General features: G+C 62.7%; 18 protein-coding genes. 10 read left to right on the forward strand and 8 right to left on the reverse strand.

The window, feature by feature from the left end:
* Nucleotides 1-57 precede the first annotated feature (57 nt).
* Together APH36_RS19000 and APH36_RS19005 are read left to right on the forward strand one after the other, a co-directional pair.
* Nucleotides 58-345 (forward strand): DUF2782 domain-containing protein, encoded by a 288-nt coding sequence (locus APH36_RS19000; RefSeq protein ID WP_013970316.1) that lies wholly within the window; start codon nucleotides 58-60, stop codon nucleotides 343-345.
* A 69-nt stretch (nucleotides 346-414) separates the two neighbouring features.
* Nucleotides 415-1365 carry a homoserine kinase gene (locus APH36_RS19005; RefSeq protein ID WP_060499825.1) on the forward strand — a complete coding sequence of 317 codons (951 nt, stop codon included), beginning with the start codon at nucleotides 415-417 and terminating at the stop codon, nucleotides 1363-1365.
* 48 nt (nucleotides 1366-1413) lie between these two features.
* Here APH36_RS19005 and APH36_RS19010 read toward each other — a convergent pair whose 3' ends face one another.
* On the reverse strand, nucleotides 1414-2370 hold the full coding sequence (locus APH36_RS19010) for a zinc ABC transporter substrate-binding protein (RefSeq protein WP_060499826.1): 957 nt from the start codon (nucleotides 2368-2370) through the stop codon (nucleotides 1414-1416).
* Nucleotides 2371-2388: 18 nt separating this feature from the next.
* Here APH36_RS19010 and zur point away from each other — a divergent pair, with 18 nt between their 5' ends.
* The 4 genes from zur (at nucleotide 2389) to APH36_RS19030 (ending at nucleotide 5254) form a co-directional block, all read left to right on the forward strand.
* Nucleotides 2389-2874 carry a zinc uptake transcriptional repressor Zur gene (zur, locus tag APH36_RS19015; RefSeq protein WP_003253002.1) on the forward strand — a complete coding sequence of 162 codons (486 nt, stop codon included), beginning with the start codon at nucleotides 2389-2391 and terminating at the stop codon, nucleotides 2872-2874.
* Nucleotides 2871-3644 carry a zinc ABC transporter ATP-binding protein ZnuC gene (gene znuC, locus APH36_RS19020; protein ID WP_016712841.1) on the forward strand — a complete coding sequence of 258 codons (774 nt, stop codon included), beginning with the start codon at nucleotides 2871-2873 and terminating at the stop codon, nucleotides 3642-3644. Before zur ends, znuC begins: the two co-directional genes overlap by 4 nt.
* A complete protein-coding gene (znuB, locus tag APH36_RS19025; protein ID WP_060499827.1) occupies nucleotides 3637-4419 on the forward strand; it encodes a zinc ABC transporter permease subunit ZnuB in 783 nt (260 codons plus the stop codon). The genes znuC and znuB overlap by 8 nt, the downstream gene beginning before the upstream one ends.
* Nucleotides 4420-4546: 127 nt before the next feature.
* A complete protein-coding gene (locus tag APH36_RS19030) occupies nucleotides 4547-5254 on the forward strand; it encodes a PA5502 family lipoprotein (RefSeq protein ID WP_060499828.1) in 708 nt (235 codons plus the stop codon).
* A 78-nt stretch (nucleotides 5255-5332) separates the two neighbouring features.
* Here APH36_RS19030 and katE read toward each other — a convergent pair whose 3' ends face one another.
* Nucleotides 5333-7468 carry a catalase HPII gene (katE, locus tag APH36_RS19035; protein ID WP_060499829.1) on the reverse strand — a complete coding sequence of 712 codons (2136 nt, stop codon included), beginning with the start codon at nucleotides 7466-7468 and terminating at the stop codon, nucleotides 5333-5335.
* A gap of 226 nt (nucleotides 7469-7694) precedes the next feature.
* Between katE and APH36_RS19040 the strand changes: the two genes are divergently transcribed.
* The 3 genes from APH36_RS19040 (at nucleotide 7695) to APH36_RS19050 (ending at nucleotide 10208) form a co-directional block, all read left to right on the forward strand.
* Complete coding sequence (locus APH36_RS19040) at nucleotides 7695-8702, forward strand: methionine ABC transporter ATP-binding protein (protein ID WP_060499830.1); 1008 nt, start codon at nucleotides 7695-7697, stop codon at nucleotides 8700-8702.
* Nucleotides 8702-9373 carry a methionine ABC transporter permease gene (locus tag APH36_RS19045; RefSeq protein WP_010951513.1) on the forward strand — a complete coding sequence of 224 codons (672 nt, stop codon included), beginning with the start codon at nucleotides 8702-8704 and terminating at the stop codon, nucleotides 9371-9373. The genes APH36_RS19040 and APH36_RS19045 overlap by 1 nt, the downstream gene beginning before the upstream one ends.
* A gap of 64 nt (nucleotides 9374-9437) precedes the next feature.
* A complete protein-coding gene (locus APH36_RS19050) occupies nucleotides 9438-10208 on the forward strand; it encodes a MetQ/NlpA family ABC transporter substrate-binding protein (protein WP_016712836.1) in 771 nt (256 codons plus the stop codon).
* 92 nt (nucleotides 10209-10300) lie between these two features.
* Here the strand turns inward: APH36_RS19050 and APH36_RS19055 are convergent, their stop codons facing one another.
* From APH36_RS19055 to APH36_RS19075, 5 genes are read right to left on the reverse strand one after another with little or no spacing between them, the layout of a single operon-like run.
* On the reverse strand, nucleotides 10301-10933 hold the full coding sequence (locus APH36_RS19055) for an SCO family protein (RefSeq protein ID WP_060499831.1): 633 nt from the start codon (nucleotides 10931-10933) through the stop codon (nucleotides 10301-10303).
* Nucleotides 10930-11823, reverse strand: coding sequence for a heme o synthase (cyoE, locus tag APH36_RS19060; protein WP_060499832.1), 894 nt, complete (start codon nucleotides 11821-11823; stop codon nucleotides 10930-10932). Before cyoE ends, APH36_RS19055 begins: the two co-directional genes overlap by 4 nt.
* A complete protein-coding gene (locus APH36_RS19065) occupies nucleotides 11808-12887 on the reverse strand; it encodes a heme A synthase (RefSeq protein WP_060499833.1) in 1080 nt (359 codons plus the stop codon). The genes cyoE and APH36_RS19065 overlap by 16 nt, the downstream gene beginning before the upstream one ends.
* Before the next feature lie 9 nt (nucleotides 12888-12896).
* Nucleotides 12897-13478: a hypothetical protein gene (locus APH36_RS19070; protein WP_060499834.1), complete on the reverse strand. Its 582-nt coding sequence runs from the start codon at nucleotides 13476-13478 to the stop codon at nucleotides 12897-12899.
* Nucleotides 13447-14184 (reverse strand): SURF1 family protein, encoded by a 738-nt coding sequence (locus APH36_RS19075; RefSeq protein ID WP_060499835.1) that lies wholly within the window; start codon nucleotides 14182-14184, stop codon nucleotides 13447-13449. The genes APH36_RS19070 and APH36_RS19075 overlap by 32 nt, the downstream gene beginning before the upstream one ends.
* Before the next feature lie 51 nt (nucleotides 14185-14235).
* On the opposite strand from APH36_RS19075, the gene APH36_RS19080 reads away from it, so the two are divergent.
* Nucleotides 14236-14439 (forward strand): twin transmembrane helix small protein, encoded by a 204-nt coding sequence (locus APH36_RS19080; protein ID WP_003258925.1) that lies wholly within the window; start codon nucleotides 14236-14238, stop codon nucleotides 14437-14439.
* An 80-nt stretch (nucleotides 14440-14519) separates the two neighbouring features.
* On the opposite strand, the gene APH36_RS19085 is transcribed toward APH36_RS19080, so the two are convergent.
* Entirely contained in the window at nucleotides 14520-15407 is an 888-nt protein-coding gene (locus tag APH36_RS19085; RefSeq protein WP_060499836.1) for a cytochrome c oxidase subunit 3, read from the reverse strand.
* Nucleotides 15408-15414 lie beyond the last annotated feature (7 nt).

A 15414-nucleotide genomic window follows, 5' to 3' on the forward strand; every position in this document is an offset into this window, starting at 1 on the left:
CGACGGGTCCGGCGCTAGAATAGCCAGAATCATTGACGACAAAGGGACTAGGTTATCATGCGTACACTCAATCGCCTGTTACTGCTCGGCCTGTTGGCAACCATGCCTGTCGTTACCCTGGCGGCGGACGACGCCCCCTCGGCCGATCCCGAGGTGACCATTCGCACGGAAGGCGACAAAACCATCCAGGAATACCGGCAGAACGGCTTCCTGTATGCGATCAAGATCACGCCGAAAAACGGCAAGCCTTATTTCCTGGTACGCGCCGATGGCTCTGATGGCAATTTCATTCGTTCCGACCAGCCGGACATGCTGATTCCGTCCTGGAAGATCTTCGAGTGGTAATCTGACGCGCACCGTTCACATCAACCCGGCACTTCCCGGCGGAAGTGCCCGTATGGGCAATTTTTCATCATGTCAGTCTTCACCCCCGTGACCCGGCCTGAGCTGGAAACCTTTCTGGCGCCGTACGAGCTGGGCCGTCTGCTCGACTTCCAGGGCATTGCCGCCGGCACCGAGAACAGCAATTTCTTCGTCAGCCTCGAACAGGGGGAGTTCGTCCTGACGCTGATCGAGCGTGGGCCGAGCGAAGACATGCCGTTCTTCATCGAGCTGCTCGACACCCTGCACGCTGCCGACATGCCGGTGCCCTATGCCCTTCGTGACCGCGACGGCAACGGCCTGCGCGAACTGTGTGGCAAGCCTGCGCTGTTGCAGCCACGGTTGTCGGGCAAGCACATCAAGGCGCCGAACAACCAGCACTGCGCCCAGGTAGGCGAACTGCTGGCGCATATTCACCTGGCCACCCGCGAGCACATCATCGAGCGCCGCACCGACCGGGGCCTGGACTGGATGCTGGCCTCGGGTGCCGAGCTGCTGCCACGCCTGACTGCCCAACAAGCCGCACTGCTGCAGCCGGCACTGGATGAGATAACCGCGCACAAGGCGCAGATCCTGGCCTTGCCACGGGCCAACCTGCATGCCGACCTGTTCCGCGACAACGTGATGTTCGAAGGCACCCACCTGACCGGTGTGATCGACTTCTACAACGCCTGCTCCGGCCCGATGCTGTATGACATCGCCATTACCGTGAACGACTGGTGCCTGGATGAACACGGCGCGATCGATGTGCCACGCGCACAGGCGCTGCTGGCGGCCTATGCGGCGCTGCGGCCGTTCACGGCGGCCGAGGCCGAGCTGTGGCCGGAGATGTTGCGGGTAGGGTGTGTGCGCTTCTGGCTGTCGCGCTTGATTGCGGCGGAATCGTTTGCCGGGATGGATGTGATGATCCATGACCCGAGCGAGTTCGAGGTGCGTCTGGCGCAGCGCCAGCAGGTGGCTTTGCACCTGCCGTTCGCTCTCTAGACCGCGTCTGCTTCTTCGCGAGCTTGCTCGCGAAGGGCCGGAACAGGCTTACAACTGCTCCAGACACCCAGCCAGGTCACCACCCAGCTTCTCCAGCAAGCGCTCATAGCCCTTGCCATCCACCGGGTCTGTCCCGCCCAGCGCATCCAGCTCGGCCAGGCGTACCGGCAACCCGGCGGTCAGGGTCTCGGCCAGCCGCGGCCGCAGCGGCGGTTCGCTGAACACACAAGTTTTACCCACTTCCTGCAAGCGCTTACGCATAGCAGCAACATGTTGCGCGCCCGGCTGTACCTCGGAGGCCACGCTGAACACGCCCGTGTGTTTCAGGCCGTACTCGGCCTCGAAGTAGTCGAACGCTTCGTGGAAAACGAAGTACGGTTTGTCGGTGATACCCGCCACACGGGCCTTGATACGACCATCCAGCGCATCCAGGCGCTCATCGAACGCCTTGAGGTTACTCTGATAGCGGGCAGCGTTGGCCGGGTCTACCTGAGCCAGGTCCGCAGCCATTTTCGCCGCGATTACCCGCGCATTGACCGACGACAGCCACAAATGTGCATCGAGACTACCTGGGCGGTGATCGTGGTCATGATCGTCGTGATCCTCTTCCTCATGGGAGTGGCTGTCCTCGCCAAAATGACGCAACTTCATGCCCGTCAGCGACTGCACCGCCACCGTGGGCTTGCTGCGGCTGCCCAGCACCCGCGGCAGGAAGTTCTCCATGTCCGGGCCGACCCAGTACAGCAGGTCGGCATCGCCTACCCGCCGCACATCGGAAGGGCGCAGCGCGTAGTGGTGGGGTGAAGCGCCTGGCGGCAACAGCACATCAGGGCTGCCAACGCCATCCTGCACAGCGGCGGCAATCTGCTGCAGGGGCTTGATACTGGTGAGCACACGCACATCGGCCTGAGCGGAAAATGCGATGAAAGCGACAAACAGAGCTAGGAATCGGGACACGGTGGATACTCGAGTCGTCAGAAACAGGTAACATAATAACGTCTCCATCCAGAACCGTCGCTGCCCATGTCCATCACGCCGCTGGCCAACCGTCCTCACGATCACTCCCATTGCGTACACAGCGCACTGGCTGAAGCCGACGCCTTGTGCACCCGCCAGGGCCTGCGCCTGACCGCGCTGCGCCGCCGTGTGCTGGAGCTAGTGTGGCAAAGCCACAAGCCGCTGGGCGCCTACGACATCCTCGCCGTGCTCAGCGAGCAGGACGGCCGCCGCGCCGCCCCGCCTACGGTATACCGCGCGCTGGACTTCCTGCTGGAAAACGGCCTGGTGCACCGCATCGCCTCGCTCAACGCCTTCATCGGCTGCAGCCACCCCGAGCACGTGCACCAGGGCCAGTTCCTGATCTGCCGGGCCTGCCATGTGGCCATCGAGCTGGAGCAAAGCAGCATCAGCGAAGCCATCATCAACAGCGCCAAGGGCGTGGGCTTCACGGTCGAGACCCAGACCGTGGAAGTGGTCGGCCTGTGCGGCAATTGCCGGAGCGCGGCATGAGCGATGCGCTGATCCGCCTGGAACAGGTGGGCGTTACCTTTGGCGGCGAGGCAGTGCTCGACAGCATCGACCTGTCGGTCGCACCGGGCCAGATCGTCACCCTGATCGGCCCCAACGGGGCGGGCAAAACCACCCTGGTGCGCGCCGTGCTAGGGTTGCTCAAGCCGCACCGCGGCAAGGTATGGCGCAAGCCGAAACTGCGCATTGGCTACATGCCGCAGAAGATCCAGGTCGACGCCACGCTACCGCTGTCGGTGCTGCGCTTCCTGCGCCTGGTGCCCGGCGTAGACCGCGCGGCAGCCTTGTCGGCGTTGCAGGAAGTGGGCGCGGAGCAGGTCATCGACAGCCCGATCCAGACCATTTCCGGTGGCGAGATGCAGCGCGTGCTGCTGGCCCGTGCTTTGCTGCGCGAACCTCAATTACTGGTACTCGACGAGCCGGTGCAGGGCGTGGACGTGGTCGGCCAGACCGAGCTGTACAACCTCATCACCCGCCTGCGCGACCGCCACGGCTGCGGCGTGCTGATGGTGTCCCACGACCTGCACCTGGTGATGAGCGCCACCGACCAGGTGGTGTGCCTGAACCGCCATGTGTGCTGCTCGGGCCACCCGGAGCAAGTCAGCAACGACCCGGCCTTCGTCGAACTGTTCGGCCAGAACGCCCCGAGCCTGGCCGTTTACCACCACCATCACGACCACAGCCACGACCTGCACGGCTCGGTCGTCGCCCCCGGCACCCATGTTCACGGAGAGCACTGCAAGCATGGCTGATTTTCTTCTTTACGCCTTGCTTGCGGGATTGTCCCTGGCAGTAGTTGCGGGCCCACTCGGTTCTTTCGTGGTGTGGCGGCGCATGGCGTATTTTGGCGATACCCTGTCCCACGCCGCGTTGCTGGGCGTGGCAATGGGTTTCGTGCTGGACGTGAGCCCAGCCTTGGCGGTAACCGTCGGCTGCCTGCTGCTGGCGATCCTGCTGGTGACCCTGCAGCAACGCCAACCGCTGGCCTCCGACACCCTGCTCGGCATCCTCGCCCCCAGCACCCTGTCGCTGGGCCTGGTGGTACTGAGCTTCATGCACGATGTGCGCATCGACCTGATGGCCTACCTGTTCGGCGACTTGCTGGCCATCAGCAGCACAGACCTGGCCTGGATTCTCGGCGGCAGTGCGCTGGTCCTGCTACTGCTCGCCGTGCTGTGGCGGCCGCTGCTGGCGGTCACCGTGCACGAGGAACTGGCCATGGTCGAAGGCCTGCCCGTTGCCGGCCTGCGCATGGCATTGATGCTGCTGATCGCAGTGGTCATTGCCGTGGCCATGAAGATCGTCGGCGTGTTGCTGATCACTTCGCTGCTGATCATCCCCGCCGCTGCGGCGCAACGTCACGCCCGCTCCCCCGAGCAGATGGCCCTGGGCGCCAGCCTACTGGGCGTCACCGCCGTCTGCGGTGGCCTGGCCATGTCCTGGTTCAAGGATACCCCCGCCGGCCCGTCGATCGTGGTCTGCGCGGCGGTGCTATTCTTGCTGAGCCTGGCCCTGCCAAAACGCTGAAAGACAGGGCGTGTGATGGCACGCCTTGCAACCTTTTGCCGGGTAAAGGGTTTGTAAGACCTGTTTTCGAGCGTGCGCACCTGGGTGTAGACTTGCTCGCTTTTTGCGCAAATAGAGAGTCGCAGGAATGAAGCCGTTCGCCTCCCGTTATCTGCTTGTTGCCGCGTTTTCCCTGTTCCTGGCTGCCTGCTCCAGCGCGCCGGTCGAACAGGCCGCGGTACCTGCCCAAGCCGATGCATGGCAGCAGTTGCAACAAAACATCGCCAGCAATGAGCTGGCCACCGCCGAAGACCAGCTGGCAGCCCTGCAGGCCCAGTCGCCTGATGACGCGCGCCTGGAGCAATACCAGCGTCAGCTGGCCGAAGCCTATCTGCAACGCAGCCAAATCGTCCTGCAAAAGGGCGATGTGAACGCAGCAGCTACCGCCCTGGCTCGCGCCCGCGCATTGATGCCACAAGCCCCGGCAGTAACCGGTGGCGACCCACTGTCCCAGGCACGCAAGGCCGAACTGGAGAAGGCAGAGGCTGCCTTGAAAGCCGCCGAAGCCAGGCCCAAGGCACGCATCATCGACCCGACAGCGCCAAGCACGGTGGTGGCCTTGAAGACCACCGATAGCCGGGCCATGCGCCGCCAACTCGATGACATTGCGGCCGATGTTGTGAGCTATGACTGCGAGGTGGTGTTCCAGGTACCGCGCACCGGCGACGCGCCGTGGCTGAAGACCTTGCTGGAGAAGCGCGTGCGCAAGATCGACAGCGAGTACGAGCTGAAGCAGAAACATGAAATCCAGCGTTCGCTGCCGGCCCAAGTGGTATTGGTACCGCACCAGCAGTAAAAAACTTCGCGGGTAAACCCGCTCCTACAGGGTTAGCGTTATCCCTGTAGGAGCGGGTTTACCCGCGAAAGGGCCCTATCAGGCAGGAATAGATTCCGCAGCTGCCTCCCGCTCCCAGACCCGATGCCCCTCAACGGCTTTGACAAAGGCATCCACGGCTTTCTGGTCATCCCCCAGCAGCAACCCCTTGTCCTCCTTGAGCCCCAGACCAGTCGCCAGCTCTTTGGTCAACACCAGCGCCTTCAGGTGCTTGTAGCCTTCCAGCAAGAAGTGCTTGGCAAGCCCGCTAGCTGCCAAGGCATCCGTCGAAGCCTTACCTGATGGCACGACAATCCCGTCGAACATGATCGATGGCATCCCCTCCATCGATGCATCCACCGGCAGTTGCTTGCCATCCGTCGCCGTTACCGGCGCCGAGGTCGGCCCCAACAGCATCGGCCGGGCACTGCGCGCCTCCAGGGCTTTGACCAATTTGTCCACGCTTGCAGCGTCCACGCCATTAGCCACCAGCACGGCAATCTTGCGCCCCTTGATACCCACTGAACCTGGGTGGTTCATCTGGCTCAAGGCCGGTGATTGCGCCAGCTGGCTGCCCTTCACCTGCACCGTACCCGCTTTCGGCGCAGGCAGGCCCAGGTTCGCTGCAACCGCCGCCGCCAGCTTCAAATCGATATTGGCGAGAATTTCATTCACTTCCCGGGCGCGGATATGTTCGCGCTCCACTTTGCCCAACTCGAAGCTGTAAGCCTTGATGATGTGCTGCTGCTCGGTCGGGCTCATGCTCTGGAAGAACAACCGGGCTTGCGAGAAGTGATCACCGAACGACTCGCTGCGCTGACGGATCTTGTGCGCATCGATACGCTCCTGGTAGCTCTCGAAACCCCCGTCCTGCGCCGCTGCCGGGGTTTCCTTTGGCCAACCACCGTCGATCGAGTTTGGCTCGTAGGACGCCCGCCCCTTGTGCACGACATGCTGGTGCAGGGCATCACGCTGGTTGTTGTGGTTAGGCGCTACCGGGCGGTTGATCGGGATCTGATGGAAGTTCGGCCCGCCCAGGCGGCTGATCTGGGTATCGGTGTACGAGAACAGCCGGCCCTGTAGCAATGGGTCATTGGTAAAGTCGATTCCCGGCACGATATGGCCTGGGCAGAACGCCACCTGTTCGACCTCGGCAAAGAAATTGTCCGGGTTACGGTTCAGCACCATCTTGCCCAAGGGCGTTACGGGCACCAGCTCTTCCGGGATGATCTTGGTAGGGTCCAACAAGTCGAAGTCAAACTTGTGCTCGTCGGCCTCCGGCACGATCTGCACGCCGAGTTCCCATTCCGGATAATCGCCGGTCTCGATCGCCTCCCACAAGTCACGGCGCTGGAAGTCAGTGTCCTTGCCCGCCAGTTTCTGCGCCTCGTCCCACAGCAGCGAATGCACGCCCTGGCGCGGCTTCCAGTGGAACTTGACGAAACTGGCCACGCCCTCGGCGTTGATCAGCCGGAAGGTATGCACCCCAAAGCCTTCCATCATGCGCAAGCTGCGCGGGATAGCCCGGTCTGACATGGCCCACATCACCATGTGGGCCGATTCCGGCACCAGTGAAACGAAATCCCAGAACGTATCGTGGGCCGAGCCACCGGTAGGAATCTCGTTATGCGGTTCGGGTTTGACCGCATGCACAAAATCGGGGAACTTGATGGCATCCTGGATGAAGAACACCGGCATGTTGTTGCCGACCAGGTCGAAATTGCCCTCGTCGGTATAGAACTTGACCGCGAAGCCGCGCACATCACGCACGGTATCCCCCGAACCACGGGGCCCCTGCACGGTGGAAAAGCGTACAAACACGGGTGTGATCTTGTCGGGGTCTTGCAGGAAACCGGCTTTGGTCAGATCCGCATGCTTGCCATAACTCTGGAAGTAGCCGTGCGCCCCGGTACCACGGGCATGCACGATGCGCTCCGGAATGCGCTCATGGTCGAAGTGGGTGATCTTCTCGCGCATGATGAAGTCTTCGAGCAGCGAAGGCCCGCGTGCGCCAGCCTTGAGGCTGTTCTGGTTGTCGGCAATCTTCACCCCCTGATTGGTGCGCAGGGCCTGGCCGGTAGCGTCGCTGCGGAAGGTTTCCAGGCTCTGCAACTTGGCATTGGTATTGGCCCGGTCCGGGGTCTGGGTGCCAGCGGCTTCACTCTGCTTGGGCGCGTCCGTTTTCTTGCTGGGCATGGTCGGCTCTCCTCATCAGTCTTCAGGCGTGCCCGTTGCGGGCGTGTTCAACTAGTGACTGGCAGGCTTTGCCGAGCGTTCAATCAGGATTACCGGTTGTCGCGATATGCCCGATGGATTGGTGCATTACGAAATAAATGCTAAGAACAGCTATGGGAAAAGGCTAAAATGCGCGACCCCAGCTAACCGCTGACCCAAATTTCATGCGCCCCACAAGGTTCGCTACGTGATCGAGTTCCAACAGGTACATAAAACCTACCGCGTTGCCGGTAGGGAAATCCCCGCACTGAATCCGACCAGCCTGACCATCGAAGATGGCCAGGTGTTCGGCCTGATCGGCCATTCCGGCGCTGGCAAAAGCACCATGCTGCGCCTGATCAACCGCCTGGAAGAACCTTCCGGCGGCAAGATCATCGTCGACGGCGAAGACGTCACCGCGTTCAACGCCAGCCAGCTGCGCGGCTTCCGCCAGCAGGTCGGGATGATTTTCCAGCACTTCAACCTGCTGGCCTCCAAGACGGTCGCCGACAACGTCGCCCTGCCACTGACCCTGGCCGGCGAGCTGTCGCGCAGCGCAATCGACAAACGCGTGACCGAGCTGCTGGCCCGTGTCGGCCTGCAAGACCACGCCAAAAAGTACCCGGCGCAGTTGTCTGGCGGCCAGAAGCAGCGTGTCGGCATCGCCCGCGCCCTGTCCACCAACCCGAAGATCCTGCTGTGCGACGAGGCCACCAGTGCCCTCGACCCGCAAACCACGGCCTCGGTCCTGCAATTGCTGGCCGAGATCAACCGTGAGCTGAAGCTGACCATCGTGCTGATCACCCATGAAATGGACGTGATCCGCCGTGTCTGCGACCGCGTGGCAGTGATGGACGCCGGCCAGATCGTCGAGCAAGGCTCGGTGGCCGATGTGTTCCTGCACCCGCAGCACCCCACCACCAAGCGCTTTGTCCAGGAAGACGAGCAAGTCGACGAAGGCGAGCAGCGCGACGACTTCGCTCACGTACCGGGCCGCATCGTGCGCCTGACCTTCCAGGGCGACGCCACCTACGCGCCGCTGCTGGGCACCGTAGCCCGCGAAACCGGTGTGGACTACAGCATCCTCGCCGGGCGTATCGACCGCATCAAGGATGTCCCCTATGGCCAGCTCACCCTCGCCCTGATCGGCGGTGACATGGAAGCGGCATTCGCCCGCTTCAAGGCAGCTGACGTACATATGGAGGTACTGCGTTGATGGACGCCCTGAATTTCTTTGCCAACGTCGACTGGGCCGAAATCTGGCTGGCCACCGTCGATACCATGATCATGCTGTTCGGCTCGCTGTTCTTCACCGTGCTGCTGGGCCTCCCGCTGGGCGTGCTGCTGTTCCTCTGCGGGCCTAAGCAGATGTTCGAGCAAAAGGGCGTGTATGCATTGCTGTCGCTGGTGGTGAACATCCTGCGTTCGCTGCCGTTCATCATCCTGCTGATCGTGATGATCCCGTTCACCGTGCTGATCACCGGCACCTCGCTGGGCGTTGCCGGCGCCATTCCGCCGCTGGTGGTAGGTGCCACGCCGTTCTTCGCGCGCCTGGTGGAAACCGCCCTGCGTGAAGTGGACCGCGGCATCATCGAGGCTACCCAGTCGATGGGCGCCACTACCCGCCAGATCATCACCAGCGCGCTGCTGCCCGAGGCCCGCCCGGGCATCTTCGCGGCCATCACCGTCACCGCCATCACCCTGGTGTCGTACACCGCCATGGCCGGTGTGGTCGGTGCCGGTGGCCTGGGCGACCTGGCCATCCGCTTCGGTTACCAGCGCTTCCAGACCGATGTAATGGTGGTGACCGTGGTACTGCTGCTGGTACTGGTTCAAGTACTGCAGAGCGTGGGCGACAAACTGGTCGTGCATTTTTCCCGTAAGTAACCCCAATGGGGTCGGCCCGGCCGACCCGTTCGGGGGCCGTCGCGGCCCTCACAAGGAGTGATTGATGAAGAAGCTGCTTGCTGTTGCTGCCGCTGTCGCGGCCTTCTCGGCCCACGCCGATACCCTGACCGTTGCCGCCACACCGGTGCCGCACGCCGAGATCCTCAACTTCGTCAAACCACAGCTGGCGAAAGAGGGCGTGGAGCTGAAGGTGAAGGAGTTCACCGACTACATCCAGCCGAACGTGCAGGTGGCCGAAAAGCGCCTGGACGCCAACTTCTTCCAGCACCAGCCGTACCTGGATGAGTTCAACAAGGCCAAGGGTACCCAACTGGTGAGCGTAGCCGGCGTGCACATCGAGCCGCTGGGCGTGTACTCGACCAAGATCAAGAAGCTGGACGAGCTGTCTTCCGGCGCCACCGTGGTCATCCCCAATGACGCCACCAACGGCGGCCGCGCCCTGTTGCTGCTGGACAAGGCCGGTGTGATCAAGCTGAAGGACAACAAGAACATCCTGTCCACCGTGAAGGATGTGGCCGAGAACCCGAAAAGCATCAAGTTCCGTGAGCTGGAAGCGGCCACCATCCCGCGCGTGCTGACCCAGGTCGATGCCGCCCTGATCAACACCAACTACGCGCTGGAAGCCAAGCTGAACCCGGAGAAGGACGCGCTGGCCATCGAAGGCAGCGACTCGCCTTACGTGAATATCCTGGTTGCCCGCCCGGACAACAAGGACTCGGAAGACATGAAGAAGCTGGCAGCTGCGCTGCACTCGCCTGAGGTGAAGCAGTTCATCGTCGAGAAGTACAAGGGCGCTGTGGTTCCGGCGTTCTAAGCCGAACATCGCGCTGGATTCCTCGCGGGTAAAACCGCTCCTACACAAATCGTTGTAGGAGCGGGTTTACCCGCGAAGCTTTTGGGGCCCACTCAATCCCGCTTCACAAGCCCGGGCAACTGCGCCACCAGCTTCTGGTTGTTGAACGGCGCACGAATGAACCCGCGCTGACGCCCATCCGGCCCCACAACCGCCAGGTTACCGCTGTGATCCACGGTATACCCCGGCTTGCTGGTATCCGCCGGAATGAATGGAATGCTCAAGGCATTGGCCAACTTCTGGGTATCCTCGATCGACCCGGCCACGCCGACAAAATCCTTGTCGAAATAGCCCAGGTACTGCTTCAGCTGGTTCGGCGTGTCGCGGTTCGGGTCCACACTCACCAATACCACCTGCAGCCGGTCAACGGCTTCCTTGGGCAGCTCGCTCTTCACCTGGCGCAACTGGGCCAAGGTAGTCGGGCAGATGTCCGGGCAGTAGGTGTAGCCGAAGAACAGCAGCGACCATTTGCCCTTCAGGTCATCCAGTTGCACTGGCTGGCCATCCTGGTTGGTCATGGTCACATCCGCCACGGTACGGCTCTGCGGCAGCAGGATGATGCCGGCGTCGATCAGCTCGGTAGGGTTGGGCTGGTCGCGGCCATTGAGCACCTTGTTGACGGTCAGGCCCATGATCAGCGCGACCAGGGCAACGAGGATGAAGACGGTTTTCTGGGTTCGGGTCATAGGTTCAGCAACAGGTAGTGGTCGAGGAGCAACGCGATGAACAGCACGAACAGGTAGCCGATAGAGTACTTGAAGGTGCCGATCGCCGCGTGCGGCCGGCTGCCACGGTACAACACCCAGGCCCATTGCAGGAAGCGCAGGCCCAGTGCCAGGGCACAGGCCAGGTACAGCGGGCCGCTCATGTGGATGGCATACGGCAACAGGCTGACCGCCAGCAATACCAGGGTATACAGCAGGATATGCAACTTGGTGTAGCGCTCGCCGTGGGTCACCGGCAGCATCGGGATATCGGCTTTGGCGTATTCTTCCTTGCGGTGGATGGCCAAGGCCCAGAAGTGCGGTGGCGTCCAGGCGAAGATGATCAGCACCAGCAGCAAGGGTTCGGCGCTGACATGGCCGCTCACGGCCACCCAGCCGAGCAGCGGCGGGGCGGCGCCGGCCAAGCCACCGATAACGATGTTCTGTGGCGTGGCACGCTTGAGAAAGCCGGTATAGAGCACCGCATAGCCGAGCAAGGACGCCAGGGTAAGCCAGGCGGTCAGGGCGTTGGTGAACACCAGCAGCAGCGCCATGCCCAGCAGTGCCAGCGCCAAGGCGAACGACAGTGCGGGCAGTGGCTCGACCCGGCCCTGGGCCAGCGGCCGCTTGTGGGTGCGGGCCATCAGCGCATCGATGCGCCGATCCACCACATGGTTGACCACCGCTGCACCACCTGCACACAAGCCGATGCCCAGGTTGCCGAACAGCAGCACGCTCCAGCTCACGCCCGCGCGGGTGGCTAGGAACATGCCAGCCAGCGAGGTAATCAGCATCAGCACCACCACCTTGGGCTTGGTCAGCTCCAGGTAATCGCGCCAGCTGGCCCGCCGTGCGCTCAGAAGCGTCGCCACGAATCATTCCTCATGTGATGGGAAGTGCCCACGCCGGCCACCGGCCGCAGGCGCCAGCCGTGGCCGACACCCACGCGCACCTTGTCGACCACGCGAATGCGGTAATTCACCAGCACCATGCTCAACAGCAAGAGCGCCCCACCCGCGTTGTGTGCCACGGCCACCGCCAGCGGCAGGTGGAACAACACGTTGCTGATGCCCAGGCCCACTTGCAAGGCCAGCGCCAGCAGCACCAGCCGCGCCAGGCCGGGAAGGCCACAGCGGTACAGCTTCCAGCTCAGCATCAAAAGCACGCAAGTCACCAACAATGCCCCCAGCCGGTGGCTGATGTGGATGGCCGTGCGTGCATCACTGTCCAGTTGCCCGCCCAGGTAGTTGGGGCCCACATGCTGGGTCAGGTGAAAGCCGTTGCTGAAGTCCGCCGCCGGCCACCACTGGCCATGACAAGTGGGCAGGTCAATGCAGGCGACCGCTGCGTAGTTGGCACTGACCCAACCGCCCAAGGCGATCTGGCCGATCACTACCAGCAGGGCCAATGCAGCGATCCGGCGCAAGCTCAACGGCAACTTGGGCAATGGCGCAAAAGCCCGGGATAGACGCAGGGATAGCAGGAACAGCAGGCTCAACGTGGTGAACCCGCCGAGCAAGTGCGCGGTGACCACCTGTGGCCACAGCTTCAGGGTAACCGTCCACATGCCGAAAGCCGCCTGGGCAAGCACCACACCCAATAGCAACACAGGCAAGCGATAGGGCTGGCCATCGCGGGCATGCCGGCGCACCGCCTGGAAGGCGAGCAGGGCAATCACCACGGCCAGCGTGCCGGCGAAGTAGCGGTGGACCATCTCGGCCCAGCCCTTGGCCTCTTCCACGGGGTGATCAGGGAAGTGCAACTCGGCATGGGCCAACTGGGCCTCGCTCTTGGGCACGCTGATGAAGCCGTAGCAACCCGGCCAGTCCGGGCAGCCCAGGCCAGCGTGGGTCAGGCGGGTATAGGCGCCGAGCAGGACGACCAGCAGTGCCAGAAGGGTGGCGAATACAGCCAAGCGGAATCCAGGTCTGGCCATGGCAGGCTCCTAGCCGATGTTGGACAGCTTGAGCAGGTGGCGCAGGTCGTCCAGCACATGCTTGCCGTTGACCTTGCCGTCGTAGCGCAGCACCAGGTTGCCGTGCGGGTCGACGATCCACAGCTGCGGGCCAGGCTCGCCAACCTTCTGCGAGTAGTGCCGGGCATCCAGCGGGTAACGTTGCAGTTGCGGGTACTCACGGCCAAGCAGCGCCTGGTAGTCGGCGCTCAGCGGCTGGGCGGCGGCCAACGCATGGCTGGCGCGGCTGGCATCGCGGCCCAGGCCGACCTGGATCTGCCGGGCCAGGTACACCAGGCGCTGGCAGTCTTCGGCGCAGGCCTCGGGCGCGCTGACCAGCAGCTGCCAGCGCTCGTCTTCACCTGCCACGCCGATATCGGCACGGCTTTCACCATTGCCGATCATGGCGCCGTGGTAGCTGCGGCCTTCCGGTACCCAGAACTTGAGCTTGTACATGCTGGTGGCCAGAATCATCGGCCCGAGCACCACCAGCAAAATCAGCAATAGCTGCAAACGCCCGCGGGCTCTGGGTTTGCCACGTTCAGGCACGTCCAGTGGAGTGGCGGTGGCCATGGCGTTTCTCCTTGTTGTGGTGCCAGCCGAAGTAGAGGTAAAGCAGAACCAGCGCAGTCGCCAGGGCAAACCACTGCACGGCGTACCCCAGGTGTTTTTCCGGGCCCATGGCAACCACCGGCCATTCCAGCCGGTAGGTTGCCGGGCCGGGCTCCAGGCGCAACTCATGGGCATAGCCTTCGCGGCCTAGCTGTGGCCATAGCTGCGCGGCATCAACGGCAGTAAGCAGATGGGGCCATTGGCTACCTTCAGGGTCGGGATGCAGCTGAAACGTGCTGCCGGGTGATACGTAGACTGAAGCGTCCAGTGCCAAGGCGTTGGAGGGGGTATCGAAATGCACCGGCACGCGACGGTCTGGCCATGGCAGCCAGCCGCGATTGACCAACAGCCACAGGCCGCTGGGCTGGTCATGGAAGGGTTGCAGCAGTTCGACACCGGCCTGGCCGTCGCGCATGCGGTTGTCCAGCAGCAGGCTGTGTTCGGCGTCGAAGCGGCCAAAGAGGTGCACGCGGCGGAAGGCGTTGTCTTCGTTCGATGCCAGCTGAGCCGTGGCGATTGGCGCGTCGACCCGCCGCTCGGCATAGGTGGCCAGCAGCACGCGCTTTTCCTCGGCGCGGCCCAGTTGCCAGCAGCCAAGCGCAATCAGGCCCGGCAGCAGCGCAAGCACCACCAGGGTCGGTACCCAACCTGGGCGAAACGGCCTCACGGGCGCCTCGCTATACTTATCCACATCACCGCATCCCCCCGGAGTAGCGCCATGCTCAAGGCCGCGATTGTCCTGATGCTGTTGGCCACGATTGCCAGCCTGTTCAGTGGCCTGGTGTTTCTGGTCAAGGACGATGAAAACTCGACCCGTTTGCTGAAAGCGCTGACCGTGCGGGTGACCCTGGCGGCCCTGACCATCGGCCTAGTGGCCTGGGGCTTTATCAGTGGTCAGCTGGTTTCACATGCTCCCTTCTGACATTCACATCTAACCCTGTGGGAGCCACTGTCTTGCACAAACCTAAAAGCTGACGCTCCCACAGGGTTCTCTATTCGCCTTCAAAGCACATATACAAAGATGAACAACCCCACCCACACCACATCGACGAAGTGCCAGTACCAACTGGCCGCCTCGAAGCCGAAGTGTTTATCCGGGTTGAAATGCCCACGCAAAATGCGCACGAACATCACGATCAGGATGATCGTGCCCAACGTCACGTGGGCGCCGTGGAAGCCGGTCAGCATGAAGAACGTCGCCCCGTAGATCCCCGAACCCAGCGTCAGCCCCAGCTTGGTATAGGCCTCGTGGTACTCGTAGGCCTGCAACGTAATGAAGCTGATACCCAGAAGAATGGTCAGCGTCATCCAGAATTTCAGCGGCCCTCGGTGATCACGGCGCAGCGCATGGTGCGCGATGGTGATGGTCACACTGGAACTGACCAGCAGGATGGTGTTGATCAGCGGCAGGTGCCACGGGTCGATCACTTCCTTGGGCGGCGGGAACAGTTTCGGGTCGGGCGTGTGCAGCAGCGGCCAGGTGAATTCGAAGGTCGGCCACAGCATGTGCGCAACCCCTTTGGCCCCTTCGCCCCCCAGCCAAGGCCCGGCCAGCACTCGCACGTAGAACAGCGCACCGAAAAAGGCCAGGAAGAACATCACCTCGGAGAAGATGAACCAGCTCATGCCCCAGCGGAACGAGCGGTCCAGCTGCGGGCTGTACAACCCCGCGCGGCTCTCCTTCACCACAGCGCCGAACCAGCCGAACAGCATGTAGGCCAGGAACAATGCACCCACGAAGAAAATCAGCGGCCCGTGCGATTCCGGGTGGCCGGCCTTCATGTCATTGAACCAGGTGCCCAGGCCGAATACCGTGATGAACATGCCGATGGTGGCGATGATCGGCCACTTGCTCTGCGCCGGGACGTAGTAGTGCTCATGACTTGCCATTGCTGTT

It is taken from the genome of Pseudomonas sp. NBRC 111133, assembly GCF_001320605.1.
GTDB lineage: Bacteria > Pseudomonadota > Gammaproteobacteria > Pseudomonadales > Pseudomonadaceae > Aquipseudomonas > Aquipseudomonas monteilii.

Bases quoted from the DNA above. Each gene is read 5' to 3' on its own strand.
- APH36_RS19000 (WP_013970316.1), top strand. From the start codon at position 58: ATGCGTACACTCAATCGCCTGTTACTGCTCGGCCTGTTGGCAACCATG.
- APH36_RS19005 (WP_060499825.1), top strand. From the start codon at position 415: ATGTCAGTCTTCACCCCCGTGACCCGGCCTGAGCTGGAAACCTTTCTG.
- APH36_RS19010 (WP_060499826.1), bottom strand. From the start codon at position 2,370: ATGGAGACGTTATTATGTTACCTGTTTCTGACGACTCGAGTATCCACC.
- zur (WP_003253002.1), top strand. From the start codon at position 2,389: ATGTCCATCACGCCGCTGGCCAACCGTCCTCACGATCACTCCCATTGC.
- znuC (WP_016712841.1), top strand. From the start codon at position 2,871: ATGAGCGATGCGCTGATCCGCCTGGAACAGGTGGGCGTTACCTTTGGC.
- znuB (WP_060499827.1), top strand. From the start codon at position 3,637: ATGGCTGATTTTCTTCTTTACGCCTTGCTTGCGGGATTGTCCCTGGCA.
- APH36_RS19030 (WP_060499828.1), top strand. From the start codon at position 4,547: ATGAAGCCGTTCGCCTCCCGTTATCTGCTTGTTGCCGCGTTTTCCCTG.
- katE (WP_060499829.1), bottom strand. From the start codon at position 7,468: ATGCCCAGCAAGAAAACGGACGCGCCCAAGCAGAGTGAAGCCGCTGGC.
- APH36_RS19045 (WP_010951513.1), top strand. From the start codon at position 8,702: ATGGACGCCCTGAATTTCTTTGCCAACGTCGACTGGGCCGAAATCTGG.
- APH36_RS19050 (WP_016712836.1), top strand. From the start codon at position 9,438: ATGAAGAAGCTGCTTGCTGTTGCTGCCGCTGTCGCGGCCTTCTCGGCC.
- APH36_RS19055 (WP_060499831.1), bottom strand. From the start codon at position 10,933: ATGACCCGAACCCAGAAAACCGTCTTCATCCTCGTTGCCCTGGTCGCG.
- APH36_RS19065 (WP_060499833.1), bottom strand. From the start codon at position 12,887: ATGGCCAGACCTGGATTCCGCTTGGCTGTATTCGCCACCCTTCTGGCA.
- APH36_RS19070 (WP_060499834.1), bottom strand. From the start codon at position 13,478: ATGGCCACCGCCACTCCACTGGACGTGCCTGAACGTGGCAAACCCAGA.
- APH36_RS19080 (WP_003258925.1), top strand. From the start codon at position 14,236: ATGCTCAAGGCCGCGATTGTCCTGATGCTGTTGGCCACGATTGCCAGC.
- APH36_RS19085 (WP_060499836.1), bottom strand. From the start codon at position 15,407: ATGGCAAGTCATGAGCACTACTACGTCCCGGCGCAGAGCAAGTGGCCG.